The sequence below is a fragment of the Tsukamurella asaccharolytica genome (assembly GCF_007858435.1).
GTDB classification, from domain to species: Bacteria; Actinomycetota; Actinomycetes; order Mycobacteriales; family Mycobacteriaceae; genus Tsukamurella; species Tsukamurella asaccharolytica.
Map to the genome: position 1 here is coordinate 53,913 of NZ_VIGW01000012.1, position 24,298 is coordinate 78,210.

Consider the following 24,298-nt stretch of genomic DNA (forward strand, 5'->3'; position numbering starts at 1 on the left):
CGCGGCACGATCAGTGCTCGGTGTCGGTGTTCATGGGCGGGAGCGCCTTGATGAAGGGGTGATCGTAGTCGATCTTCCCCTGCTTGGCGGCGCCGCCGGGCGAACCGATCTCGTCGAAGAAGTCGATGTTCGCGGTCACGTACTCGGCCCACTCGTCCGGCACGTCGTCCTCGTAGAAGATCGCCTCCACGGGGCACACCGGCTCGCAGGCGCCGCAGTCCACGCATTCGTCGGGCTGGATGTACAGCATCCGGTTGCCCTCGTAGATACAGTCGACGGGGCACTCCTCGATACATGCCTTGTCGAGCACATCCACACAGGGCTCTGCGATGGTGTACGTCACCTGTCATCTCCTTCGCACCGACGTCGTCCCTTCGACAGTATTCCGCCCCGCCAGGACCTGTCACAAAGAAGTGTCGCCTAACTTGCCGGGGTGTGCTTTCATTCACCAGTGCACGTAATCGTCGGTGTGTTCGGACTCGTCGTCTTCCTCCTTCTCGCGTACCTGCCCACGCGGAACGTCGCCATGCTCAAGAAGAAGGCGCCGTACATCCTGGGCATGCTCGCGATCCAGTTCGTGCTGGGCCTGATCATGCTGAAGACCCCCGTCGGCAAGATCGTCATCGACGGGCTGTCGGCCGGCTTCAAGCAACTCCTGAGCTACGCCCACGCAGGCACCGCATTCGTCTTCGGGGGCCTCGTCGACTTCAAGGACGAGAACGGGGGTACACCGTTCTTCCTCAACGTGCTCACGCCGATCATCCTGGTCTCGGCCCTCATCGGCATCCTGCAGTTCGTGAAGGTGCTGCCGCTGATCATCAAGTACCTCGGCCTGGCTCTGTCCAAGATCACCGGCATGCCCAAGCTCGAGTCGTTCAACTCGGTGAGCTCGGCGATCATCGGCCAGTCCGAGAACTTCATCGCGATCAAGAAGATCCTGCCGACCCTCCCGGCGAACCGCCTGTACACCCTGTCGGCATCGGCGATGTCGACGGTGTCGATGTCCATCGTCGGCTCGTACATGACGATGATCGAGCCCAGGTACGTGGTCGCCGCGATCGTGCTGAACCTGTTCGGCGCCTTCATCGTGGTCTCGCTCCTGAGCCCCTACGAGATCGCCCCGGAGGACGACGTCTTCGCCGCCCCCGCGCAGAAGAAGCAGTCCTTCTTCGAGATGCTCGGCGAGTACATCCTCGACGGCGCGAAGGTGGCTCTCACCGTCGCCGCGATGCTCATCGGCTTCGTCGCACTGATGGCCCTGGTCAACGGCCTTTTCGCCGCCGTCTTCGGCGGTACCACTTTTCAGGACGTCCTGGGCTACGTCTTCGCGCCGCTCGCCTGGCTCACCGGCGTCCCGTGGAACGAGTGCACCACCGTCGGCAGCCTGATGGCCACCAAGCTGGTGACCAACGAGTTCGTCGCGATGCTCTCCTTCACTGAGCAGAATCCCGGCGGCCCGGTGGTGCTCTCGCCCCGCGGCGAGGCCATCATCCAGACCTTCCTGGTCTCGTTCGCGAACTTCAGCTCCATCGGCATCATCGCCGGCGCGGCGAAGTCCTTGGCACCCGAGCAGGGCGACCAGATCGCCAAGTTCGGCCTCAAGCTGCTCTACGGCGCGACGCTGGTCTCGTTCATCTCGGCGACGATCGTCGGGCTCATCTCGTAGTCCCGACGGTGCGCCGCGCGCCTCGATGCTCGGACCACCGTCGAGGTCACGCCTCGGGCTCGAGGTCGGAACTCCCGCCCCGAGCCGCGGTGCCGGCCAAGGACGCCTCGAGGCCGAGGATCTTGGCGCCGTCGGAGGCACGGGACTCGACGGTGCGCAGGGTGGCGAACTCGCCGATGTACCCGGCGGCGGCGCCGACGACCGGCAGCTTCCCCATCGTGTCGAAGACGCCGCCCGGCCGCGGCCGCGACTCGAGCGCCGAGCGGGCCGACTTCACGGTGTGCAGCACGCCGCGGACCGCGCCGATCGCCGAGAAGACGCCGCCCCGCAGCTTGGTGGTCGTCTCCCGCACGGGGACGAGGTCCTGGAATCCGGGGTGGTCGCCGAGGAGCGCGCGGGCGTCGATCTGGCGGCGCGAGAGCACCCGCGCGACGAGATCGATCTGCTCGGGCACCTGGTCCACGCCGTGCTCTCCCGCCACACCGACGACCACGAGGGTCTGGTTCGCGAAGCCCAGGTAGGTCTGCAATGGCAGCAGGCGCGCGACGAAACCGAGAGCGCCCGGCCAGGCCACCGCCACCGTCGAGACCGCGCCGACGGGGATGACCCACCACCGGGAGCGGCCGTCGGCGTCCCGCTTGAGGTAGCCGTTGACCAGCGGGATCGGGGTGAGCCCGGCCAATGTCGAGACGCCCCGGACACCGGCGACAACCGGCCGCGCGACCGTCACGAAGACGCCGACTGTCCGCGCCAATTCGAGGTCGGTGACCGTGCCCGTCACCGCGCCGCCGCGCGGCTCCAGCGCGTTCACGCCGCACCCCGCTGGGCGTGCGTCGTGGTGCGCTCGCGCGCCGGGCGCCCGATTCCGTTCGCTATCGCGTGCAGTTCCGCCACTGTCTTCTCCGATCCGTGTGCCGATCCCGCCATCCGCGAGATCGTCTCCTCCATCAGGGTGCCACCGAGGTCGTTGGCGCCGCCCTGCAGCATGGCCTGCGTCCCCGCGGTGCCCAGCTTCACCCACGACGTCTGGACGTGGTCGATGCGGCCGTGCAGCATCACGCGCGCCAGCGCATGCACGGCGCGGTTGTCCCGCTTGGTCGGCCCCGGTCGCGCGGCGCCCGCGAGGTACAGCGGGGCGCTCTGATGCACGAAGGGCAGCGGCACGAACTCGGTGAAACCGCCGGTGCGGTCCTGGATATCGCGCAGGACGTTCAGGTGGGTCACCCAGTGCGACGGGTTGTCGACGTGGCCGTACATCATGGTCGACGACGACCGGATGCCCACCTCGTGCGCCGTGGTGACCACATCGATCCACGCCGACGTGGGCAGCTTGCCCTTGGTGAGCACCCAGCGGACCTCGTCGTCCAGGATCTCGGCGGCGGTGCCCGGGATGGTGTCGAGGCCCGCCTCGCGCAGGCCGATCAGCCAGTCGCGCACGGACTCTCCGGAGTGGGCCGCGCCGTTGACGATCTCCATCGGACTGAAGGCGTGCACGTGCATGCCGGGCACGCGGTCCTTGACGGCGCGTACCAGGTCGGCGTAGCCGGTGGCGGGCAGGTCCGGGTCGATGCCGCCCTGCATGCAGACCTCCGTGGCGCCCACCCGCCACGCCTCCTCGGCGCGGTCGGCGACCTCCGTCATCGACAGGGTGAAGGCATCGGCGTCGCCCTTGCGCTGCGCGAAGGCGCAGAACCTGCAGCCCGTGTAGCAGATGTTGGTGAAGTTGATGTTCCGGTTGACCACGTAGGTCACCACGTCGCCGACGGCGTCCTTGCGCAGCTGATCCGCCAGCGCCACCAGGGCCTCCAGACCGGCGCCGTCGGCGTGAGCGAGGGCGCGGTACTGATCGTCGCTCAGCCCGCCCGGAGTCTTCTCCGCGGCACGCAGGGCCGACAGCACGTCGGACTCCACCTTCTCCGGCGCCGACAGCGAGAGCACCTGCTCGCGCACGGACTCCCAGTCGCCGAAGGCGGAGCCGAGGTCCGAGCGGGCGTCGGTGGCGCGGCCGTCCAGATCGATGGCGGTGTTCAGGTCGGTGCGGCCGGAGGACGCCCATTCCTCGTCCGGCTCCTGCCAGGGCAGGCCGGCGGGGATCGCAGCAGGGTCCGCGAGCCCCGTCTCGGCGTCGGCGAGCGCCGCGACGTGCGGCGCGACCCGCGGGTCGATCCACGGGTTCCCGGCGCGCACGTACTTGGGCTGGGCCGTGAGCCGCTGGCGCAGCTCGAAGCCCGCGTCGGCGGTGATCGCGGCGAGCGCGTCAAGGTCGGGCCAGGGGCGCTCGGGGTTGACGTGATCCGGGGTCACCGGCGAGACGCCGCCCCAGTCGTCGACGCCGGCCTCCAGCAGCAGCCGGCACTCGTCGGCCGAGACGAGGTTCGGCGGCGCCTGCACCCGCATCGCGGGCCCCAGCACCAACCGGGTCACGGCGATCGCCGCGCGGTAGACCTCGAGATCCGCGTCCTCGACGGAGCGCATCGCGGTATCCGGCTTGGCGCGGAAGTTCTGGATGATGACCTCCTGCACGTGCCCGAAGGCCTTGTGCACCTTGCGGATGGCCATGATCGACTCGGCGCGCTCGCGCTCGTCCTCGCCGATGCCGATGAGCAGGCCCGTGGTGAACGGGACCGAGAGCCGGCCGGCATCGGTGAGGGTGCGCAGCCGCACCGCCGGATCCTTATCGGGCGAGCCGTAGTGCGGCTGCCCCTTCTCGGTGAAGAGCCGCTCGGAGGTGGTCTCGAGCATCATGCCCATCGACGGCGCGACGGGCTTGAGCCGCGAGAGCTCCTCCCAGCTCATGACGCCCGGGTTGAGGTGCGGCAGCAGCCCCGTCTCCTCCAGCACGCGGATCGCCATCGCGCGCACGTAGTCGAGCGTGGAGTCGTAGCCCCGCTCGTCGAGCCAGGTCCGGGCCGCCTCCCAACGGTCCTCCGGTCGGTCGCCCAGCGTGAACAGGGCCTCGTGGCAGCCGAGCTCGGCGCCACGGCGCGCGACCTCGAGGATCTCGTCGGGCTCCAGGTAGGCGCCGTGGCCCTCCGCGGCCAGCTTGCCGGGTACCGTCACGAAGGTGCAGTAGTGGCACCTGTCGCGGCACAGCCGCGTGATCGGGATGAACACCTTCTTGCTGTAGGTGACCTGCGGCGTCCCGTCCGCCCCCGTCAGGCCCGCCTCCAGCAGGCCGACGTCGCGCACCCGCGCCGCGGATCGGCACAGGTCGTCCAGGTCGTCGCCGCGGGCCGCGAGGAGCACCTGCGCCTCATCGACGTTGAGCACCGCCCCGTCCCGCGCCCGACGCAGGGCGCGCCGCATCGCCGACGCCGTCGGGACGTACGGCTCCGCCGCGCGTTTCGGCACCGTCGGCAGCGGGAGAAGCGCGGGAGTCTGCTCTGAAGCGTGCGTCACTTCTCCGATGATGCCAGGTGTCCCGCCAGGATCGGCATCCCGATTCCACACAGCAGGAGCAGGAGTAGCCGCCAGTCGGCCAGGAGCACGATGTAACCGCCCGGCACGCCGAGCAGGAAGGCGGCGATCACCAGGAGGAACGCGATCACGGGCAGCGCGCCGTGCAGGGGCTCGCCGCCCAGGCGGCGCGCGGCCACGGAGATCCCCGCCAGTAGCGCGCCGAACAGAACCGCGGAGAGCGGAAGGGGCACGGCACCCGCGTACAGGTAGAGGTACATCGTCGCGCCGACGGCGCACACCGCTCCGCCCGCGACGGCGAGGCCGAGCAGGATCCAGTCGAGCGGTTCCATCACACCACCCCCGCGAACAGGTCACGCTCGACACCGTCGGGCCCGGGGGCGGCGGTACCGCGGGCCAGGACGTAGGCCTCCTCGGCGAAGACGGGTTGCGCGATCCGATTGGTCAGGGCGAGCGCGGCGCCGCCGGCCCCGACGCCGAGCTGCGTCGCGTGGGCGTCGAGCGCGGCGCGCTTGCGGTGGAGGACGGTGGTGACGTCGATCCGGGTGGTGATCGTCGCGTCGTCGTGCGCGGGTAGCTCGTCCACGGCGGGCACGCGCCAGCCGTCCGGCAGCCGGGCGCCCCGTAGCGCGGCGAGCCCGGCCTCGAGGTCACCGCGGGAGGTCACGGTCCAATACAGCTTCGCCACCTCCCAGGGCTCCCCCGGGATCTCGGGATCCGCGGCGGCGGCGACCGCCCCGCCGGTCACGTGGTGCGCGGCGATGTGATCGGGGTGGCCGTAGCCGCCCGCCTCGTCGTAGGTGATCACGACGTGCGGCCGCGTCTCGCGGATGATCCGCGTCAGCGCCTGCAGAGGGCTGCCGTCGACCCCCGGAAGATGCGCCGACGAGGCGAAGGCGCGCGGGTGCTCGGCGGCGGGGGTGCCGGCCATGCCGGAATCGCGCCAGCGCCCGATGCCGCCGAGGAAGCGGGGCCGCAGTACCGGCCCCGCGGGGTCGCTCAGCGCGGCCAGCGCGCCGGTGAGCTCGCCGACCCGGTACCCGCCCAGCTGATCGGCGTTCTCGGCGGTGAGCTGCGCGAAGCGCGGCTCCATCACCTCGCCCTCCTCGCCGAGCGTGCAGGTCACGACGGTCACCTCGACGCCCTCGGCGAGGGAGCGCGCGATGGTTCCGCCGGTGGTGATCGTTTCGTCGTCGGGATGCGCGTGCACCAGCAGCAGCCGCCGTCCGCTCGCGTGCGTCAACTGCGGGCCCACCCCTCCACGCCGGAGAAGACACCGTCGCGCGGCGGCCCCTCGAGGGTCACGCCCTGCACCGCCGGGCCGACGGCCGTCAGGGTCACGTCCTGCAGAATCGGCAGCACCGTCGCGCGCGACCACAGCCGCGCGTCGATCGCAGCGAGGTCGATGGGCCCGCCGCGCAGCCCGTCCAGCGCGAGGACCTGCAGGTCCGCATCGCACAGGCCGGCCAGGTTGCCGCCCACGGTGGTGGCGGCGGGATCGCTCTCGAGGTCCGGCGCCGACGGCGCGCTGGAGGTCGTGGGCTGCTGGCCGCCCTCCGACGGGGGCGCGGGGCACTCGACGCGGGCGGCGAACCGTTCCGCCGGCGTCGGGCCGGTGCTGGACCAGCCGACCACGGCGTCGACGGCACCGTCGAGCAGCGCCGTCCCGGCGACCACCTGGGGCTCCAGCGTCACCACCGACGCGAAGACGCCCATGGCCCGCAGCTGGTCGGTCGCGTTGCTGGCGACGGCGAACGCCGCGACGTTGCCCTGGGGCACGCCGATCCGCAGGAACATGGGCACCCCGTCGCGCACGTACTGCTGGACGTTCTGGCCGGGCGACGGCGACGGCGGCACGGGCAGCGCCGACGGGTCGGTGCTCCCGCTCGGGCCGGACGGCTGCGTCGTCGGCGGCAGCGGGGTGGGTGGCACGCTCTGGCTGGGCGGAATGGGGGCGCTCTGCAGCGTGTACCCGGCACCGGCGAGGGCGCGCTCGAGGCGGGCCTTCGCCTCCGCGGGCGCGGGGCGCGCCGGCATCGTCGGGGCGTAGCCGGGGTCCGATGGTGCCAGCACCTGCGCCCGGGCGGGGCGCACGGCGTCGCCTCCGGAGCCGACGGTGGTGAGCAGGTCCACGTTCACGGCGTCCAGCAGCGCGCGCCGCACCGCGACGTCGGCGAGGAACTTCGAGCGGGTGTTTAGCGTCAGCGAGAGCACGCGCGGATCGACCTGCTCGACGGCCCGCACCTCGTAGATGGAGGTGAGCTGGGCCAGCAGCGACGGCCCACCGTGCACCGAGACCACCTGCACGTCGCCGTTGCGGACGGAATTGGCGAGCTGGGCGGCGGTGCCACCCCTGCGCAGCACGATGCGGTCCACGACGGCCGGCTTCGCCCAGTAGCGGTCGTTGCGCTCGAGGGTCACCTCGTCGCGCGCCACGTCGACCCTCTTGACCAGATAGCCGGCGCCCGACGCGGGGATCTTCTCCCGCATGGCGCCGTTGAAGCCGCCCGGCGCCCCCTTGATCAGGTGACTCGGCAGCAGGTTCTGGAACAGGGTCCGCCAGCCGGGCAGGGGCGCCGCGAGGGTGACGATGACGCGCTTGCCGCCGGCCCCGGAGGCCACCGATTCGATCTGCCGATAGGGCGCGGAACCGACCGTGTCCGGGGCGGTGGTCATCGACTGCCACAGGTACACGAAGTCCTCGGCGGCGATCGGGGCACCGTCGGACCACTGCGCGTCCTGCCGGATGGTGTAGACGATCTGCAGCGGGGTGGGATGCTCGATCGCCGGGATCAGGTCGGTGTTCTGGGCCAGCGTCACCCGCCCGTCGGGCTCCTTGACCTCGCGGAAGACGCTCGGCAGGGTCATCGCGGCCAGTGCCCGCGAGGCCGACGACGAGTTGGACGCGAGATGCGGGTTGAAGCCGGGCCCCAGGCCGTCGATCGCCACCTGCACGGTGGCACCGGTGGTGACCGGGGCCTGCGGGGGCGCGGAGGTCTCCGAGCCCGGCACCGCCGGCGGCGGGTCGGCGACACAGGCGGTCAGGGCCGTCGCGAGCAGGGCCGACGCCACCGTCAGCCCCAGGGACCTACGCCGCACTGCCCGTGCCTCCTACCGCTCGCTCGAAGTCCACACCGCCCGACGGCGTCGCCGTCGCATCCCGTCACCGCGACCGCGGCGGTCAGCCCGCGGCCTGGTCCCGCGACTTGGCGCGCGACCGCTCGCGGGCGCGCTCGGTGGCGTTGAGGTGCACCTTACGCACCCGCACCACCTCGGGGGTGACCTCGACGCACTCGTCGGCGGCGCAGAACTCCATGGCCGCCTCGAGCTCCAGCTTGATGGGCTTGGCGAGGGTCTCCATCACGTCGGCGGAGGACTGACGCATGTTGGTCAGCTTCTTCTCCTTGGTGACGTTGATGTCGAGGTCCTCGGCGCGCGGGTTGATGCCCACGACCATGCCCTCGTAGGTGTCGGCGCCCGGCTCGACGAAGAAGGTGCCGCGGTCGGCCAGCTGGATCATCGCGAACGGGGTCACGGTGCCCTGGCGGTCGGAGACCAGCGAGCCGGTGTGGCGGGCGCGGATCTCGCCGGCCCACGGCGCGTACTCGTGGAAGACCGCGTTGGCGATGCCGGTGCCGCGGGTCTCGGTGAGGAAGTCGGTGCGGAAGCCGATGAGGCCGCGCGAGGGCACGACGAACTCCATCCGGACCCAGCCGGTGCCCTGGTTCGCCATCGTCTCCATGCGGCCGCGACGGTTCGCGAGCAGCTGGGTAACCGAGCCGAGGTACTCCTCGGGCACGTCGATGGTGAGGTGCTCGAAGGGCTCGTGCACCTTGCCGTCGACCTTGCGGGTGACCACCTGCGGTTTGCCGACGGTGAGCTCGAAGCCCTCGCGGCGCATCTGCTCGACGAGGATGGCCAGCGCCAGCTCACCGCGGCCCTGCACCTCCCACTGGTCGGGCTTGCCGATGTCGAGGACCTTGAGCGAGACGTTGCCGATGAGCTCGGAGTCGAGGCGGGACTTGACCATGCGGGCGGTCAGCTTGTGGCCCGAGACCTTGCCGACCAGCGGCGACGTATTGGTGCCGATGGTGACCGAGATGGCGGGCTGGTCGACGGTGATGCGCGGCAGCGCGACGGGGTTCTCGAGGTCGGCGAGGGTGTCGCCGATCATGATCTCCGGGAAGCCCGCGACGGCCACGATGTCGCCGGCGACGGCCTCCTCGGCGGGCTTGCGCTCGACGCCGTCGGTCGCCAGCAGCTCGGTGACCTTGGCGTTCGTGATGACGGGCTCGCCGTCGACCTCGCGCATCCAGGCCACGGTCTGGCCCTTGCGCAGGGTGCCGTTGTGGATGCGGACCAGGGCGAGCCGGCCGAGGAAGGCCGACGCGTCGAGGTTGGTCACGTGGGCCTGCAGCGTCGCCGCCGGATCGCCCTTGGGCGCGGGGATGTGGTCGTGCAGGATCTGGAACAGCTCGTCGAGGTTCTCGGCGTCGGGGACGGTGCCGTCGGCGGGGGCGGTGGTCGACGCCTTGCCCTCACGGCCCGAGGCGTAGACGACGGGCAGCTCGAGCGCGAGCTCGGCGGCCTCCGCGGCCTCGTCGGACAGGTCCGACGCGAGGTCCAGCAGCAGGTCCTGAGCCTCCGTGACGACCTCCTCGATGCGCGCGTCGGGACGGTCGGTCTTGTTCACGACGAGGATGACGGGCAGCGACGCGGCGAGCGCCTTGCGCAGCACGAAGCGGGTCTGCGGTAGCGGGCCCTCGGAGGCGTCGACGAGCAGGACGACACCGTCGACCATGGACAGGCCGCGCTCGACCTCGCCGCCGAAGTCGGCGTGGCCCGGGGTGTCGATCACGTTGATGACGGTGGTGGTGCCATCGGCGTTGACCCGGTGCACGGCCGTGTTCTTCGCCAGGATGGTGATGCCCTTCTCCTTCTCCAGATCACCCGAGTCCATCACGCGGTCGACCAGCTCGGCCCGCTCGCCGAACGCGCCGGACTGCCGCAACATGGCGTCGACCAGGGTGGTCTTCCCGTGGTCGACGTGCGCGACGATGGCGACGTTGCGAAAGCTGGGCTGAGCCACTGTGGTTCTCCTGTGTGGTGATCGTGCGCGCCCGCACCGGTCGAGGTGGTCCGTGGGCGCGTCGAAGGGGGCGTGTGGACACGCCTGGTCGTGACCAGGTTACTTCCCGAAGACCCGAGGGGCCGCATCGCGACCGCCGGATGTGACGGTTGGCATCGCGGGATTAGGTTGCGCTAACCTATGCGGGTGAGTAAGACCAAGGCGCACAAACTCGTGGGCAGCAAGCCCAAGTCGAAGTGCTGTCGCAAGAAGACCCGGTGCATGAAGTGCCCCGTGGTGATCCACAAGCTCAACCGGATGGCCGCCCACGGCGCCACCAAGAAGGAACTCGAGAAGTCCCTGAAGACGGTGCGCGCCAATCCGGAGCGCAGCCGCGTCGCCTGACGCGAAGGGCACGCCTCGGTCGGAATGCGCTCAGTTCCCGCCCGACGGTGCTGTCACCAGCAGGTTCGTCAGCACGGACGTGAGCACGCGCACCAGCTCGGCGGGATCCGAGCGGTCGCCCGCGTGCTGCCACCAGGCCAGGAGGAACTCGTTGACCGACGGGATGAACCCCGCGTGCACCCAGGGCGCCACGGGCCGCGCGCCCGCTGCCTCCGCCGCCGACCGGATGGTCCGCGCCCAGTGGTCCCGGGTCGCCATCCGGTGCGCCTCCAGCTCGGGGCTCACGCCAACGACCTCGACGAGGACCACCCGCAGGCCGCGCGGGTCGGCGAGCAGCGAGTCGATGTAGGCCGTCAGTCCCGACGCGACCAGCGGCGCGATCGCCCCGTCGCCCGATCCCACGGCGGGGGCACCGTCGGCCAGGGCCTCCGCGACGGCGACGCGCCCCCGGTCGTGAACACCGGTGTAGAGGTGCCGCAGGAGGGCCTCGCGGTCGGCGAACAGCTCGTAGAAGTGGCGCCGCGAGACCTTCGCCCGCCCGCAGACGTCCGCGACGGTCGTCCGCTGGTATCCGACGGTCGCGAACAACTCCAGCCCGGCGTCCTCCAGCCGCGCCAGCCGCTCGGCGCGCCGGGTCCGCGCGTCGGCGCCGCCGTAGACCCGGCCGGCCGCGCGGGGCGTGCCGGCCCTCGCCGCGGTCACGGCGTCGAGGCGGTCGCGCCCCACCAGATGTTCACGTCGCCGTCCACGGCGAACTCATCGATCGCGGCGAGCTCGTCGGCGGTGAAGGCGAGGTTCGCGACGGCGCCCACGCTGTCCTCGAGCTGCGCGACGCTGGAGGCCCCGACGAGCGCGGACGTCACGGCGGGCGACCGCAGCACCCACGCGATCGCCAGCTGTGCGAGCGTCTGCCCGCGGTCGGCGGCGATACCGGCCAGTCCGCGCACCCGCGCCAGGTTCTCCTCCGAGAGCATGCCGCCGGACAGGCTCTTGCCTGCGGCGGCGCGGGAGTCCTCCGGCACGCCGCGGAGGTAGCGGTCGGTGAGCAGGCCCTGCGCCAGCGGCGAGAAGGCGATCACGCCCATGCCCTCGGCGGCGGCGGTCTCCAGCAGCGACGGCGCGCGGCCCTCCCCTGGGCTTTCGATCCAGCGGTTGAGCATCGAGTACGAGGGCTGGTGGAGGAGCAGCGGTGTGCCGAGCCCGCGCATGATCTCCTGTGCCCGCGCGGTGAGCTCGGCGCCGTACGACGAGATGCCCACGTACAGCGCCCGGCCGGAGGTCACGGCGGTGTGCAGCGCGCCCATCGTCTCCTCGAGCGGCGTCTCGGGATCGGGGCGGTGGCTGTAGAAGATGTCCACGTGGTCGAGGCCCATCCGACGCAGCGAGTTGTCCAGCGACGAGAGCAGGTACTTGCGGGAGCCGCCGAAGCCGTACGGGCCGGGCTGCATGTCCCATCCCGCCTTCGAGGAGATGATCAGCTGATCGCGGTAGGGCCGGAAGTCCTCGGCGAAAAGAGTGCCGAAGTTCCGCTCCGCGCTGCCGGGCGGCGGCCCGTAGTTGTTCGCGAGGTCGAAGTGGGTTACGCCCAGGTCGAAGGCGCGGCGCAGGATGTCGCGCTGGGTCTGCAGCGGCTTGTCGTCGCCGAAGTTGTGCCACAGGCCCAGTGAGACCGCGGGGAGCGTGAGCCCCGACTCCCCGACCCGGCGATACGGGACCTCGTCGTAGCGACGATCGGCGGCGACGTACGGATCGAATGCACCCATGCCCCCATCATGCCCGGCGCGCGCGCCGCCGGGCCTACGATCAGCAGCATGAGCGACGACGCGGCGGACGGTCCTCAGGACGAGAGCTTGGTGACGGTGCTCATCGCCTTCACCGCGAACGTCCTGATCGCAGTGGCCAAGTCGGTCGCTGCAGTGGTCACTGGCTCGGCCGCGATGGTGGCGGAGGCGGCGCACTCGTGGGCCGACACCGGCAACGAGGTCTTCCTCCTCATCGGCGCGAAACGCGCCGGCAAGCCCGCCGACGAGGCGCACCCGTTCGGGTACGGACGCTCCGGCTACGTGTGGTCGATGTTCGCCGCCTTCGGCCTGTTCAGCGTGGGCGCGGCCGTCTCGGTCTGGCACGGGATCTCGACGCTCGGCGCGCCCGAGGAGGCGACGGACTACGGCTGGGGCTACGCCGTGCTGGCCATCTCCTTCGTGCTCGAGGGAATCTCCTTCCTGCAGGCACTGCGCCAGACCAAGGAGGGCGCGCAGGAGCGCATGCTGCACCCGTTGCGGTACGTCCGGGTCACGTCGAATCCGGTGCTGCGCTCCGTCTTCGCCGAGGATCTGAGCGCCCTCATCGGCATCGTCATCGCCGCGAGCGCGATGGCGTTGCACCAGATCACCGGGAACCCCGTGTGGGATGCCATCGGGTCGATCCTGGTCGGCGTCCTGCTCGGCGTCGTCGCGGTCTTCCTGATCCGGCGCAACATGGACTTCCTCACCGGCGAGGAGGCGACGCCGCTGGCGCGCAACCGCATGCTGGAGGCGCTGCAGTCACACCCCGACATCAAGCAGGTGAGCTTCCTGCACATGGAGTGGGTCGGCGCCGACCGGCTGTTCGTCGTCGCGGCCGTCGACCTCGAGGGCGATCTGCCGGAATCGCAGGTCGCGGCGCGACTTGCGGCGATCGCGGACGACATGAACCGCGTGCCCCGCATCCAGCGGGCCCTGCTCACCCTCACCCGCCCCGGCGACACCACTCGGCTCGCCGCCGAGCCGCTCCCCGACTGGTACCTCCCCGAGGACGAACGCCGCCCCTAGCCGGTACACCTCGCGGGTGGCGGTCACGGGGCTACCCGATCACGGCGATCCGGCGCGGGTTGAGCGCGACGCGCACCACCTCGCCGTCCGCGGGCGCCGTGTCACCGAGGGCGTCGACCAGAAGCTCGCCGTCGGCGGTGTCGACGGCGGCGGTGATCCGCACCCCGTCGGCGGTGGGGACGGAACCGGTCACCCGGGCGGGGACCCCGTGCGCCTGGATCACGACGGAGCCGGGGCGCAGGCCCAGCCGGAACCGGCCGTCGGGGCAGTCGACGAGGACCTGCCCCAGCGCGGACGTGGCCTGCAGGTTCTTGACCTGCGCTTCGATCAGCACGGAGTAGCCGAGGAAGCGGGCCACGTCGGGGGTGCGCGGACGCCGCCACAGGCGGTCGGGCCGGTCGACCTGGGCGAGCTCGCCGGCGTCGAGGACGGCCACGGTGTCGGCCAGCTCGACGGCCTCGTCGTGGTCGTGGGTCACGATGAGGGCGGGCGTCCCCGTCTCGCGCAGGATGCGCCGCAGGTCGCCCACGAGGCGGTCGCGCAGCTGCCGGTCCAGCGCGGAGAGCGGCTCGTCGAGCAGCAGGAGCCGGGGTTTCGGAGCCAGCGCGCGGGCCAGCGCTACGCGCTGCTGCTGCCCACCGGACAGCTCCCCGACGGGCCGGGCGCCCATCCCGGGAAGCCCGACGAGCTCCAGCAGCTCCTCGACCCGGGCGCTGGCCTCGGCGCGCGGCCACCGGTGCCGCTGCAACCCGTAGCGGATGTTGCCGGCCACGTCGCGGTGCCCGAAGAGCTGCCCGTCCTGGAAGACGACGCCGAAGCCGCGGCGATGGGTGGGCACGTCCGCGAGGTCCGCGCCGTCCCACAGGATGCGGCCGCCGGCCAGCCGCTCGAGACCCGCGACGGCCCTCAACAGAGTGGACTTGCCGCAGCCCGACGGCCCGAGCAGCGCGGTCACGGAGTCCGCACCGTCGGCCGCCGCCGCGTTCCCGACGGTGAGCGAGACGTCCCGCACGGCCGTCCGGTCGCCGTAGCGGACCGAGACCCGGTCGATGGTCAGCACACCGACTCCTCTCCTCCGCCGTAACACTCGCGGATAGCCATCAGAACTCCGCCCGCCCGCCGTCGTCGCGGCGCAGCGCCTCGACCACGCCGATCACCACCACCGTCGCCGCGATGAGCAGCACCGAGCACGACGCGGCGAGCGCGGCGTCGGCCCAGCCGGGGCGGCCGGAGATCCGGCCGATCAACACCGGCAGGGTCATCTGCTCGGGCCGCACCAGGAAGCTTGCGGCCCCGAACTCCCCCAGCGTAACGACGTACGCGAAGCCCGCCGCCACGGCCACCGACCGGCTGATCACCGGCAGGTCGACGGAGGTGAAGACGCGCACCGGCGAGGCACCGAGCACGGCGGCGGCCTGCCGCTGCCGCGGGTCGACGGCCCCGAGCGCCGGTACCAGCACGCGCACCACCAGCGGCAGCGCGACGAGCGCCTGCACGAAGGGCAGCACGACGGGCGACTCCCGGAGCGCGGGCAGCGATTGCAGCGCCAGCAGGTAGCCGAAGCCGAGCGTCACCGCGCTCACGCCGAGCGGCAGCATCACCACGGCGTCGGCGAACCGGCTCAGCGGCCCGCGGGAGCGGGCGATCGCCACCGCGGCGAGCCCGCCGACCAGCAGCGCGAGCGCGCCGGCCTGCGCGGCGGTGACCAGCGACATCAGCAACGCCTTCACCGGCACGACGCCGCCGAAATCGCTGGTGAGCCGACGGTAGGCGTCGAGGCTGAGCGCGCCCGACGGGTCGGGGTGCAGCGAGCGCAGCAGCAGCGCGCCGAGCGGCAGCAGCAGCACCGCGACGCTCACCGGCACGCCGAGGAACACCGCGATCCGGGCGCGGCCGCCGGCCCGGGGCGGCTCGATCCGGGCGGCCGCCGACGGCCGCGACGCCCGCACCCGCAGCGCGCTGCTCAGGGCCACGGCGAGCACCACGATGCCGATCTGGACCAGGGCCAACAGCGCGGCGGTGCGCAGGTCGAAGGCGCCCACGACCTCCTGGTAGACCGCGGTCTCCAGGGTGCGCAGGCGGGTGCCGCCGACGACGAGGACGATGCCGAAGCTCGTCGCGCAGAACAGGAAGACCACCGACGCGGCCGACGCGACCGCGGGCAGCAGCGCCGGCGCCGTGGCGGTGAGGAAGGCGCGAACCGGGCCGGCGCCCAGCGTGCGCGCGGCCTGCTCGGCGCGCGGATCGACGGCCGACCACACGCCGCCGACGATCCGCGCCACCACGGAGACGTTGAAGTAGGCGTGCGCGAGCAGCACCGCCCACACGGTCTCGGAGAGGCCGAGGAAACCGAGACTCCCGCCGGGCGCGAAGAGGGTGCGGAAGGCGACGCCCACCACAACGGTCGGCAGCACGAAGGGCACCGTCGCCACCACCCGGACGAGCCATTGCCCGCGGAACCTCACCCGCGCGGTGAGCCACGCGAGCGGCAGCCCGAGAACCACGGTGAGCAGCGTCGACGCCGCGGCCTGCCATACGGTGAACCAGACCAGCCCCAGTCCGCCCGCGCCGGTGAAGCCGTCCCAGAGGCTGACACCGTCGGACGAGAGGCCCCGCGCGAGGATCGCGGTGACGGGCCACAGGAAGCACACCGCGACGAACAGCAGCGGGGCGGCCAGCACCGCGAGCCGCCCGAGGGACGCCGAGGACACGGGGCTCCGCAGCACCCGGGAGGTCACCGCCCCATCAGCTGGCGCCACTGCCGTACCCAGCCGTCGCGCTCGTCGGCGAGGCGGTCGGCGGGCAGGGTGGCGGGCTTCGGCGGCACGGGCGCGTACTTCGCCCACGCCTCGGGCAGGGGGACACCGCGGGTCACGGGGTAGACGTACATCGCGTCGGGGATGGTCGCCTGCGCCGCGGGCGAGAGCAGGAAGTCGATCAGCTTGCGCGCGCCGTCGGGGTTCTTGGTGCCGCGCAGCACGCCCGCGTACTCGACCTGCCGGAAGCAGGTGTCGAGCAGCGCCTTGGTCGGGGGCGCGGCGCCGTCCTTGCCCACCTCGGCGGCGGGCGAGCTGGCGTAGGAGACCACGATCGGCTTCGGCCCCCGGCCCGAGGAGCCGGAGAAGTCGGTGGAGTAGGCCGTGGTCCAGTTCGGCGTGACGGCGACGTCGTTCGTGCGCAGCGCGCGCCAGTAGTCCTGCCAGCCGTCGCCCAGCGTCGCGACGGTGCCGGCCAGGAAGGCCATGCCGGGCGACGCCGTCTCCGGGTTCTGGACCACGGTGAGGCCGCGGTACTCGGGTTTCGCCAGGTCCTGGTAGGTGACCGGCTCGGGCAGGTTCTTGTCCTTGAAGAAGCGCGTGTCGATGTTGACGCACACGTCGCCGAAGTCGACGGCGGTGAGCTGCGGCATGCCCGCGAGGGCGTAGTCCCGGGCCCCGTTCGCCGCGGCCGGCGAGACGTACTCGTCGAAGACGCCGGCGCGTACGGGGCGGGCCGCGTAGGTGTTGTCCACGCCGAAGGCGACGTCGCCGGGCGGGTTGCCCGGGGTCAGCGACAGCTTGGTCGCGAGCTCGCCGCCGTCGCCGAGCTCGACGGTCCTGACCGCCAGCCCGGTCTGCTTCGTGAAGTCGGCGAGCACGTTCTCGGGCAACTGGAAGCTGGAGTGCGTCACCAGCGTCACGGTCCCGGTGGCCGCCGGCGCGTCACTCTGCGCCGACGGTGCCGTGCTGGTCGCGCACGCGCTGGTCGCGAGGGTCGCCGCGGTGAGGATCGCAAGGCCTACACGGCCGAGGGTGGTCATCCGCTCAGAGTAGTGCGTCCAGCCGTCGCCGCTGCGCGAGGATCAGCGCGACGAGGACGCCCGCCGCGAGCGCGCCGGGCGCCATGAAGACCGCCCAGAGCACGCCGTCCTCGATCCCGATCGCGGCGAGGCCCTTGCGCAGGAAGTGCACGCCGATGTAGCCGAACACCGCGGTGACGGCGGCGACCCGCGTCGCCCACGGGGTGAAGGCCGCGCCCGGGCGGCGGAAGTCCGCGCCGCCGCGCGGCCCGAGCGGCCCGTGCACCACCCAGATCAGCAGCGGGACGATCCACACGAAGTGGTGGATCCACGAGATCGGCGAGGACAGCAGCCCGAGGAACTGCACGAGGACGAGGGCGATGAGGGCGTCGCCGCGACGCACCACCCACCAGGCGGCGAAGAGCAGGGCGGCGGCCACGATCACCGCGACGATCCACGCCGGCCCGGTGCCCACGTCGTGCCCGGTGAACCGGGACACGGCGCCGCGCAGCGCCTGGTTGTCGGGCTTCGCGGGGTCGCCGATGGGGCCCGTGTCGCCGAGCAGGATCGTGAAGTAGCGGCGCGTCTCCGCGGGCAGGACAAGGTAGCTGATCCCCACCGTGGCGGCGAAGGTCACAGCGGAGAAGACGGCGGCCCACACCCGGCCGCGGGCGAGCAGGAACAGCCCGCCCACGGCGGGGGTCAGCTTGATCCCCGCCGCGAGGCCGATGAGGAGGCCGGAGGCACCGTCGACCCGCCCCGGCCTGCGCGCGAGGGACGGCGACGGGGCGGCGCGCGTGACGAGGTAGGCGGCCCAGACGCCGAAGGTCATGAGGACGACGTTGATCTGGCCGTAGTCGAGGTTGGTGCGCACGGGGTCGATCCAGAGCGCGGCCGCGGTCCACACCAGGGGCAGCTCGCGCGGCACGTCGCCCAGGCGCGACGGTGCGCCGCGCCCCGCCGCGAGGATGGCCAGGCACATGCGGATGACCAGGAACAGCAGGCCCGCGGTGAGCGCCACCCAGCCGACCGCGACGACCGGGAACGGGAGGAACTTGAGCGGGTAGAAGAACAGGGCCGCGAAGGGCGGATAGGTGAAGGGCAGCGGCTGCTGCGGCGTGTAGTCGCGGAGCGCGAAGTCGTAGAGGCCGCCGTCCGCGGTCACCCGCTGCGCGGCCTCGTAGTAGACCCGCAGGTCGACGAAGTTGAAGTTGTGCTGACCGGCGAGGATCCACACGATCCGGGCGCCGAGGGCCACGACGAAGAGGGGAAGCGCGACGCTGCGGAGGCCGCTAGACCGGCCGCCGTCGGCCGACGTGCTGCGGTCCATGGTCACGGGTGGACACCTTAACCGTGCTCACACCCGTTGCGCGAACCGCCGCGCGTCTGGACCATGGAGCGGGTGACCACAGCCGAGACGACCGTCCCCGATCACTCCGCGCTGCGCTCGGCGGTGTCCGGGGCACGCGCGATCGTCGACGTGGGCGTCGTCGTCGCGGTGCTGGTCGCGACCAACCTGGTCGCCCATTTCACCGGCAGCTGGGCCGCGCTGCTGGCCGTCCCGGTGTCCGCGGTTCTGCTCATCGGCATCGCCCGGCACCGCGGCCTGGACTGGCACGAACTGGGCCTGGGCCGCGAGCACTGGCGCTCCGGGGCGAAGTACGCCGCCGCTGCGGTCGCCGTGGTCGCGACGGTGATCGTCATCGGAGCCCTGCTTCCCGTCACTCGCGGCCTGTTCCTCAACGACCGCTACGCCACCTTCTCGACCGCGATCATCGCGTCGATGGTGATCATCCCGCTGCAGACGGTGATCCCCGAGGAGCTGGCGTTCCGCGGCGCGCTGCACGGCACCCTGTCGCGCGCGATGCACTTCCGCTGGGTCGTGGTCACGGGCTCGCTGCTCTTCGGCTTCTGGCACATCGCCTCGTCGCTGGGACTGACCAGCGGCAATGCGGGCCTGACCAAGATCCTGGGCGCCGGCCCGCTGGCACAGTTCCTCGGCATCGCGGGCGCCGTGATCGCGACCGCCTTCGCAGGCTGGGTGTTCACCTGGCTCCGCTCCCGCAGCGGCTCCCTCCTCGCCCCCATCGCCCTGCACTGGTGCCTCAACGGCGCGGGCGCGCTGGCCGCCGCCTTCGCCTGGCAGCTCCTACGCTGACCCGCCCCGCCGCGCACTCGCTTCGCTCGTGGCGCTCCCTAGCGGGGCGACCACCTCCCCATGTCCATGGACATGGGGAATGCACGACACGCGATGGCGCAGCACCTCCCTCTAGGGAGGGCCCGACGGTGCCGGGCGCGCACACCCCCTCGTCTCACCCGGGGAACCGCGGGATCGAGGCGATCACGCCGGCGTTGTACATCTGCGTGGTCAGAATCGAGTAGAACCGCTTCCGGTCGAGCAGGTCCTCCCACTTCCAATGGCAGACGGTGATCCCGATGGTGGCGAAGTCGCTGTCCCGTCTCTGCTCGTAGCGCCGACGGTCCGCGTCCGAGCGGCACTTGTCCTCCCCGTCGAACTCCCCGACGAGCCGACCCCAGCAGAAGTCGACGTAATAGGTCCGGCCCCTGATCCGGAACGTGCGCTGGAGCTCCGGCGGCGGTACTTCCACTGGAGCATCCGAGCCCTCGACCACGATTCCCCCGCGGATTCGCTGCACTCCACGGAGTCCGCGAGCGCACGGATCACCATGTCGCTGCCCGTCCGCCTGCCGAGCGTTTTCACCACCCGCACCAGTTCCGCGAACGGCACGGTCGGGCGATCCGTGGGCCTGGGAAACCGCGGGACCTGCCGCGCACCGTCGATCAGGACGAGCGCCTGCTCGTAGTCGCCGGCCATGGCACCGTCGATCGCCGTCCGAGCGAGCGACGTGACGCGGATCCCGTCGAGGAGGACCACGTCCTCCGGCGGCAGCGGTCGCGGGTGGACATGCCGCTTGCCGCTGACCAGGCCGCCTTTGTGCCGATCGTCGATCGTGGTGTGCACTCGGGAGTAATCGGGCCTCAGTGCGGGCAGGCCCCACAGCACCGCCGCACTCTGATGGCTGATCACTCCCCAGCCCCCGACGGTGCCGGCCGCCCGCACCATCCGCTCGTATTCGATCCATGCCTCCCCAACGGACGCATCGGTGTAGATCGTCGGCCACACCATCCGCAACTTCTTGACGCGAATCGCCTGCCTGATCCCGTTGCGCGTCCACCCCTGCGCGAGCAGTAGATCGCGCGTCATCAATTCCCCCATGGGGTCGATGGTGCCGCGCCGCCGCTCCCGCCCCCTCCTGCCGATCCGCCGAATCAGACCGTCCATCCACAGGACCGCGGTCATCCACAGGCCCCCGCGCGACCGTCGTCGCTCGCTCCGCTCGCGGCGCTCCCTAGCGGGACGGCCACTTCCCTACGTCCATGGACGTATGGAATGCACGACACACGGAGGCGCAGACCGTCCCGCTAGGGAGGGTCCGACGGTGCCCGCCCGCGCCCGCACGTCCCGCTAGGGAGGGCCCGACGGTGCCCGCCCGCGCCCGCACGTCCAGCTAGGGAGGCCCCGACGGTGCCCGCCCGCGCCCGCACGTCCAGCTAGGGAGGCCCCGACGGTGCCGGCGCGCCTCAGCCGACGTTCGACGGTGCGGAGGGTGCGGGCTCGCGTGCCGCGGGCGCGACGATCACCGCGACGGCGACGGCGACGAGCACCAGGATCAGTGCGTAGAGCAGCGTGACGTATTCGCCCAGCGCGCCGATGATCGGCGGGCCGGCGAGGAACGAGAGGTAGCCGATGGTCGAGACCACGGAGACCCGCGCGGCCGCCATGCGCGGCTCGTCGGCCGCGGCGGACATGCCGACGGGAAAGCCGAGCGAGGCACCCAGGCCCCACAGCGCGACGCCGACGTACGCGGCCTCGGTGGGGCCGAAGATCACCAGCGACAGGCCGAGGAAGGCGAGCACGCCGCAGGCGCGCAATGTCCGCACCCGGCCGTACCGGTCGAGCACGCGAGTGCCCGCGAGCCGGCCGATCGTCATGAACACCACGAAGACCGCGAAGGTCAGCGTTCCGACGGTCTTCGACGTTCCGTGGTCGTCGACCATGGCCAGCGCCAGCCAGTCGTTCGCGCTGCCCTCGGTGAGCGCCATGCCGAGCACCATGAGGCCGATGAGCAGCGTGCGGGGCTCGCGCCACACCGAGAGGCGCTCGCGGCGGGAGACCGGCGCGTGGTCGTCGGCGTCGTGCGCCCGGAAAGGCACGTGCCGCAAGGCGAACCACCCGGCGACGAGCAGGACGCCGTTCACGGCGAGCAGGTGCGGCAACAGCGGCACGTGGGTCGCCTGGGCTGCGGCGGCGAGGAGCGCGCCGGCCACGGTGCCCAGCGAGAAGGCGGCGTGGAAGGCCGGCATCACGGTGCGCCCCAGCGCCCGTTCGTTCTCCGCGCCGGAGAGATTCATGCACACGTCGGTGATGCCGTGCGAGAGCCCGACGAACACCAGCGGCAGCAGCGTGAGCGCGTAGTTCCCGGACTGCGCCCCGGCGGCGGCGGCGATCATCGTCACCCCCAGCGCGGGCAGGGTCACGGCGATAACCCGCCGGGCGCCGAACCGCGCGGCCAGGGCACCCGACCCGACGAGCCCCACCACCGAGCCCACGGCCAGACCGAAGGTGAGCAGGCTGACCTGCAGCGTCGTGGCCCCGAGGTCGTCGCGAACCTGCGGCAGGCGCCCCAGGTAGCTCGCGAAGGTGAGCCCGCTCAGCGCGAAGATCACCGCGACGGCGTTGCGCCAGGCGAGCACCGAGCTGCCCGCCGCGTCCGCCTTCTGCTCCTGGAGGTCCGTGGTCACCGATCAATCCTTCGAAACGTTTCGATTGCCGCTTGCTAGGCTAGGTTCCCATGACACGCGGGTCAAACCGAACAACGCTGGTGCACGTCGCCGAGGCGGCGGGCGTCTCGTTGTCGACCGCCTCGCACGCCTTCGGCGTCGATAAGCCCATCAGCGACGCCACCCGCGCCCGCGTCCTCGCCGCCGCCGCCGCCCTCGGCTACGAGGGCCCCGACCCCCGGGCCCGGTCGCTGCGCAGCGGCCGCACCGACATCATCGGCGTCCAGGTGGACGACGAGGCCGGCCGCGCCTTCCGCGATCCCGTGATCATCGGCATCCTCGACGGGGTGTCCGCAGCCCTAGCCGCAAGCCCCACGTCCGTCCTGCTCCTCCCCGACTCCCTCCCTGAGGAGCGCCTGCGGACCCTCCCCGTCGACGGTGTCGTCGCCGCCGGCTGCTCCCCCGCGCTCGAATCGCTGCGCGCGGCTATGGCGAGACGTTCGATCCCCGTCGTCACCGCAGGCAACCAGGTGGACGACATCGGCAGCGTAGGAGTCGAGAACCACTCCGCCACCGCTCTTCTCACGGACCACCTCCACACACTCGGCCACCGCTCGGTCAGCGTCGTCCGGCTCCGGGACGGCGACGTCGAGCGGGCCCGCACGGCGGCAGCGCTCGCCGCCTTCCCCGACGCCGCCGTCGTGACCTCCGCCGACAGCACGATCGACGAGGGCTTCCGCGCGGCCGGTGAACTGCTCGAAAGGGCTGTGCCCACCGCAGTGATCGCCCAGTCGGACCTGTTGGCCGTCGGGGCGATCCGCGCCGCCGAGGCCCGCGGGCTCCGCGTCCCCGAGGACCTCTCGGTCGTCGGCTTCGACGGCGTCCGCATCGACGGCTTCGACCGCGCCCTCACCACGATCCGGCAACCGATCGTCGAGATGGGAAGGCGCGCAGCGCAGGCCGTCCTCGCGGCGCAGGAGGGTGCGCCGCTGCCGACGCTGGCGCTCGACGTCGAGCTCGTCGTCGGCGACACCACCGGCGCTGCGCCTCAGCGGCCCTGAGCCACCTCGTCGAGCGCCGCCGCCAGCAGGCCCGCGTACTCATCGGGGTCGGGCACCGCGGTCCGGCTACTGGTGGTCGACACCGTCACCGTCTCCCCCAGTCCGTGCACCCCGTGCGTGAGGCCCATCGCGGGCGACAGGGCCGGGAAGCCCGCGGTGAACACCGATGTCCCGCCGAGCAACTCGAGGTCCGACGGCCCGCGGTGCACGCTCGAGAGCACCGTCGCCCCCGCCATCGTCGCGGGGACGACCGTCGGGTCGAAGGCCCGGACGCCCAGCGCCGCGAGCACCGACGGTGCCGCGTCGTCGGCCGCACGGACCCTGCGCCACAGAGGACTCGAGGCCCGCTCCCGTGCCTTGGCGAGGGACTCGGCGATGCGTTCGGCCCGCTCCGCAGCGGGGGTGCCGGGGTGCAACGGCACGGAGACATTGCCGAAAGCATTGCGCTCGTAATCCCGTCGGGCACGGGCGACCATCACTTCAGCGGACAGCTCCGGCGGCACGGTGCCGCCGCGCACAAGGAGGTACCGCTCCACGGCGAGCGAGACCGCGGCGAGCGCGGTCACGGTGACGGTGTGCCCGGCGCGCAGGCGGCCGCCGTCGCGCACCAGCATTCGCACGTCGCGGGTGGCGTCGGGCGCGGCGTTGAGGAGCGTGCGCGGGCAACCGGCGACGGCGGGCGGCAGCGTCCCGGCGCGAGTGCCGCGGTCGATGGCGGCGCGGGCACCTGGCGCGAGCGCGCCGAGCGTCACCGTGCGGGCGAGCGCGACGGGCAGCCCCAGCAGCCCGCGCGCGGCCCGCAGCCGGCCCGGCAGCGGCCGGAAGGTCCGCACCTCCGGGGAGTCGCCGCCGCCGAACAGGGCGCGCGCGATCTCGGCGGAGCGCCGTCCGTCGGCGAGGGCATGGGCCACCTGGAGCACCACCACCGTCGCGGGCCCGACGCACCGAGGCGCGCCGGCCACGCGCGGGAAGACGTGCAGTCGCCACGGTGCGACGGTCGCGTCCACTTGGCGCGCGAACAGCCGGGCAACGGCGGCGGGCACGGCATCCCAGGTGCACGCGACGCCCTCGCGGACCGCGGGCACCTCCCCTGGCGCCCAGGCCGGATGCTCGAGATCGCCGGGGGCGGGGGCTATCCGCAATCCCAGGTCGGTGATCAACGGTGCGCGCGCCAGCACGGCATCAGCCACCTGAGCGGCCGACGGGGCCGCACCGTCGCCATGATCGAAGCAGTACAGCAAGAACTGGTCGCTCGGGATCACCCCGGACGCCCAATAGGTTCGAGCGTCG

21 protein-coding genes are annotated in these 24,298 nt (G+C 72.1%); 5 read left to right on the forward strand and 16 right to left on the reverse strand.

The features are described from left to right. Window positions 1-10 precede the first annotated feature (10 nt). A complete protein-coding gene (gene fdxA, locus FK529_RS16840) occupies window positions 11-343 on the reverse strand; it encodes a ferredoxin (RefSeq protein WP_068524555.1) in 333 nt (110 codons plus the stop codon). Window positions 344-451: 108 nt separating this feature from the next. Here fdxA and FK529_RS16845 point away from each other — a divergent pair, with 108 nt between their 5' ends. Then, window positions 452-1,666, forward strand: coding sequence for a NupC/NupG family nucleoside CNT transporter (locus FK529_RS16845; protein ID WP_146563350.1), 1,215 nt, complete (start codon window positions 452-454; stop codon window positions 1,664-1,666). A 46-nt stretch (window positions 1,667-1,712) separates the two neighbouring features. On the opposite strand, the gene FK529_RS16850 is transcribed toward FK529_RS16845, so the two are convergent. The 6 genes from FK529_RS16850 to typA all read right to left on the reverse strand — a co-directional run bounded on the left by FK529_RS16850 (window position 1,713) and on the right by typA (window position 10,172). Next, a complete protein-coding gene (locus FK529_RS16850; RefSeq protein ID WP_146563352.1) occupies window positions 1,713-2,477 on the reverse strand; it encodes a hypothetical protein in 765 nt (254 codons plus the stop codon). Beyond that, entirely contained in the window at window positions 2,474-5,065 is a 2,592-nt protein-coding gene (locus FK529_RS16855) for a bifunctional FO biosynthesis protein CofGH (RefSeq protein WP_146563355.1), read from the reverse strand. Before FK529_RS16855 ends, FK529_RS16850 begins: the two co-directional genes overlap by 4 nt. Continuing rightward, entirely contained in the window at window positions 5,062-5,415 is a 354-nt protein-coding gene (locus FK529_RS16860; protein WP_146563357.1) for a hypothetical protein, read from the reverse strand. Before FK529_RS16860 ends, FK529_RS16855 begins: the two co-directional genes overlap by 4 nt. After that, window positions 5,415-6,326 (reverse strand): N-acetyl-1-D-myo-inositol-2-amino-2-deoxy-alpha-D-glucopyranoside deacetylase, encoded by a 912-nt coding sequence (gene mshB / locus FK529_RS16865; protein ID WP_146563359.1) that lies wholly within the window; start codon window positions 6,324-6,326, stop codon window positions 5,415-5,417. The genes FK529_RS16860 and mshB overlap by 1 nt, the downstream gene beginning before the upstream one ends. After that, window positions 6,323-8,182, reverse strand: a complete 1,860-nt coding sequence (locus FK529_RS16870; RefSeq protein WP_146563361.1) for an ABC transporter family substrate-binding protein — start codon at window positions 8,180-8,182, stop codon at window positions 6,323-6,325. The genes mshB and FK529_RS16870 overlap by 4 nt, the downstream gene beginning before the upstream one ends. 82 nt (window positions 8,183-8,264) lie before the next feature. Continuing rightward, window positions 8,265-10,172, reverse strand: a complete 1,908-nt coding sequence (typA, locus tag FK529_RS16875; RefSeq protein ID WP_146563363.1) for a translational GTPase TypA — start codon at window positions 10,170-10,172, stop codon at window positions 8,265-8,267. Between the two features lie 186 nt (window positions 10,173-10,358). Here typA and FK529_RS16880 point away from each other — a divergent pair, with 186 nt between their 5' ends. Beyond that, window positions 10,359-10,556 (forward strand): hypothetical protein, encoded by a 198-nt coding sequence (locus tag FK529_RS16880; protein ID WP_146563365.1) that lies wholly within the window; start codon window positions 10,359-10,361, stop codon window positions 10,554-10,556. 30 nt (window positions 10,557-10,586) lie between these two features. On the opposite strand, the gene FK529_RS16885 is transcribed toward FK529_RS16880, so the two are convergent. Further along, complete coding sequence (locus FK529_RS16885) at window positions 10,587-11,282, reverse strand: TetR/AcrR family transcriptional regulator (RefSeq protein ID WP_158635141.1); 696 nt, start codon at window positions 11,280-11,282, stop codon at window positions 10,587-10,589. Next, window positions 11,255-12,319: an L-glyceraldehyde 3-phosphate reductase gene (gene mgrA, locus FK529_RS16890; protein WP_146563369.1), complete on the reverse strand. Its 1,065-nt coding sequence runs from the start codon at window positions 12,317-12,319 to the stop codon at window positions 11,255-11,257. The genes FK529_RS16885 and mgrA overlap by 28 nt, the downstream gene beginning before the upstream one ends. Window positions 12,320-12,367: 48 nt before the next feature. Here mgrA and FK529_RS16895 point away from each other — a divergent pair, with 48 nt between their 5' ends. Next, window positions 12,368-13,366, forward strand: coding sequence for a cation diffusion facilitator family transporter (locus FK529_RS16895; RefSeq protein WP_146563371.1), 999 nt, complete (start codon window positions 12,368-12,370; stop codon window positions 13,364-13,366). 31 nt (window positions 13,367-13,397) lie between these two features. Here the strand turns inward: FK529_RS16895 and FK529_RS16900 are convergent, their stop codons facing one another. Genes FK529_RS16900 through FK529_RS16915 form a run of 4 tightly spaced genes read right to left on the reverse strand, consistent with a single transcriptional unit; the run spans window position 13,398 to window position 18,474 of the window. After that, window positions 13,398-14,426: an ABC transporter ATP-binding protein gene (locus FK529_RS16900; protein WP_146563373.1), complete on the reverse strand. Its 1,029-nt coding sequence runs from the start codon at window positions 14,424-14,426 to the stop codon at window positions 13,398-13,400. 40 nt (window positions 14,427-14,466) lie between these two features. Further along, the gene (locus FK529_RS16905; RefSeq protein ID WP_231703149.1) at window positions 14,467-16,125 is read right to left on the reverse strand and encodes an ABC transporter permease; all 1,659 of its coding nucleotides are present in this window, start codon (window positions 16,123-16,125) and stop codon (window positions 14,467-14,469) included. Next, a complete protein-coding gene (locus tag FK529_RS16910; RefSeq protein ID WP_146563375.1) occupies window positions 16,101-17,165 on the reverse strand; it encodes a thiamine ABC transporter substrate-binding protein in 1,065 nt (354 codons plus the stop codon). The genes FK529_RS16905 and FK529_RS16910 overlap by 25 nt, the downstream gene beginning before the upstream one ends. Window positions 17,166-17,169: 4 nt before the next feature. Beyond that, window positions 17,170-18,474, reverse strand: a complete 1,305-nt coding sequence (locus FK529_RS16915; RefSeq protein WP_231703151.1) for a glycosyltransferase 87 family protein — start codon at window positions 18,472-18,474, stop codon at window positions 17,170-17,172. Window positions 18,475-18,597: 123 nt separating this feature from the next. On the opposite strand from FK529_RS16915, the gene FK529_RS16920 reads away from it, so the two are divergent. Continuing rightward, entirely contained in the window at window positions 18,598-19,302 is a 705-nt protein-coding gene (locus FK529_RS16920) for a CPBP family intramembrane glutamic endopeptidase (RefSeq protein WP_438947209.1), read from the forward strand. A 154-nt stretch (window positions 19,303-19,456) separates the two neighbouring features. Here the strand turns inward: FK529_RS16920 and FK529_RS16925 are convergent, their stop codons facing one another. Together FK529_RS16925 and FK529_RS16930 are read right to left on the reverse strand one after the other, a co-directional pair. Continuing rightward, the gene (locus tag FK529_RS16925) at window positions 19,457-19,753 is read right to left on the reverse strand and encodes a hypothetical protein (RefSeq protein WP_146563381.1); all 297 of its coding nucleotides are present in this window, start codon (window positions 19,751-19,753) and stop codon (window positions 19,457-19,459) included. Window positions 19,754-20,747: 994 nt separating this feature from the next. Further along, complete coding sequence (locus FK529_RS16930) at window positions 20,748-21,968, reverse strand: MFS transporter (protein WP_146563383.1); 1,221 nt, start codon at window positions 21,966-21,968, stop codon at window positions 20,748-20,750. 50 nt (window positions 21,969-22,018) lie between these two features. Here FK529_RS16930 and FK529_RS16935 point away from each other — a divergent pair, with 50 nt between their 5' ends. Further along, window positions 22,019-23,008, forward strand: a complete 990-nt coding sequence (locus FK529_RS16935; RefSeq protein WP_146563385.1) for a substrate-binding domain-containing protein — start codon at window positions 22,019-22,021, stop codon at window positions 23,006-23,008. On the opposite strand, the gene FK529_RS16940 is transcribed toward FK529_RS16935, so the two are convergent. Further along, on the reverse strand, window positions 22,996-24,270 hold the full coding sequence (locus FK529_RS16940; RefSeq protein WP_146563387.1) for a WS/DGAT domain-containing protein: 1,275 nt from the start codon (window positions 24,268-24,270) through the stop codon (window positions 22,996-22,998). The two genes, FK529_RS16935 and FK529_RS16940, sit on opposite strands and share 13 nt — an antisense overlap. Window positions 24,271-24,298 lie beyond the last annotated feature (28 nt).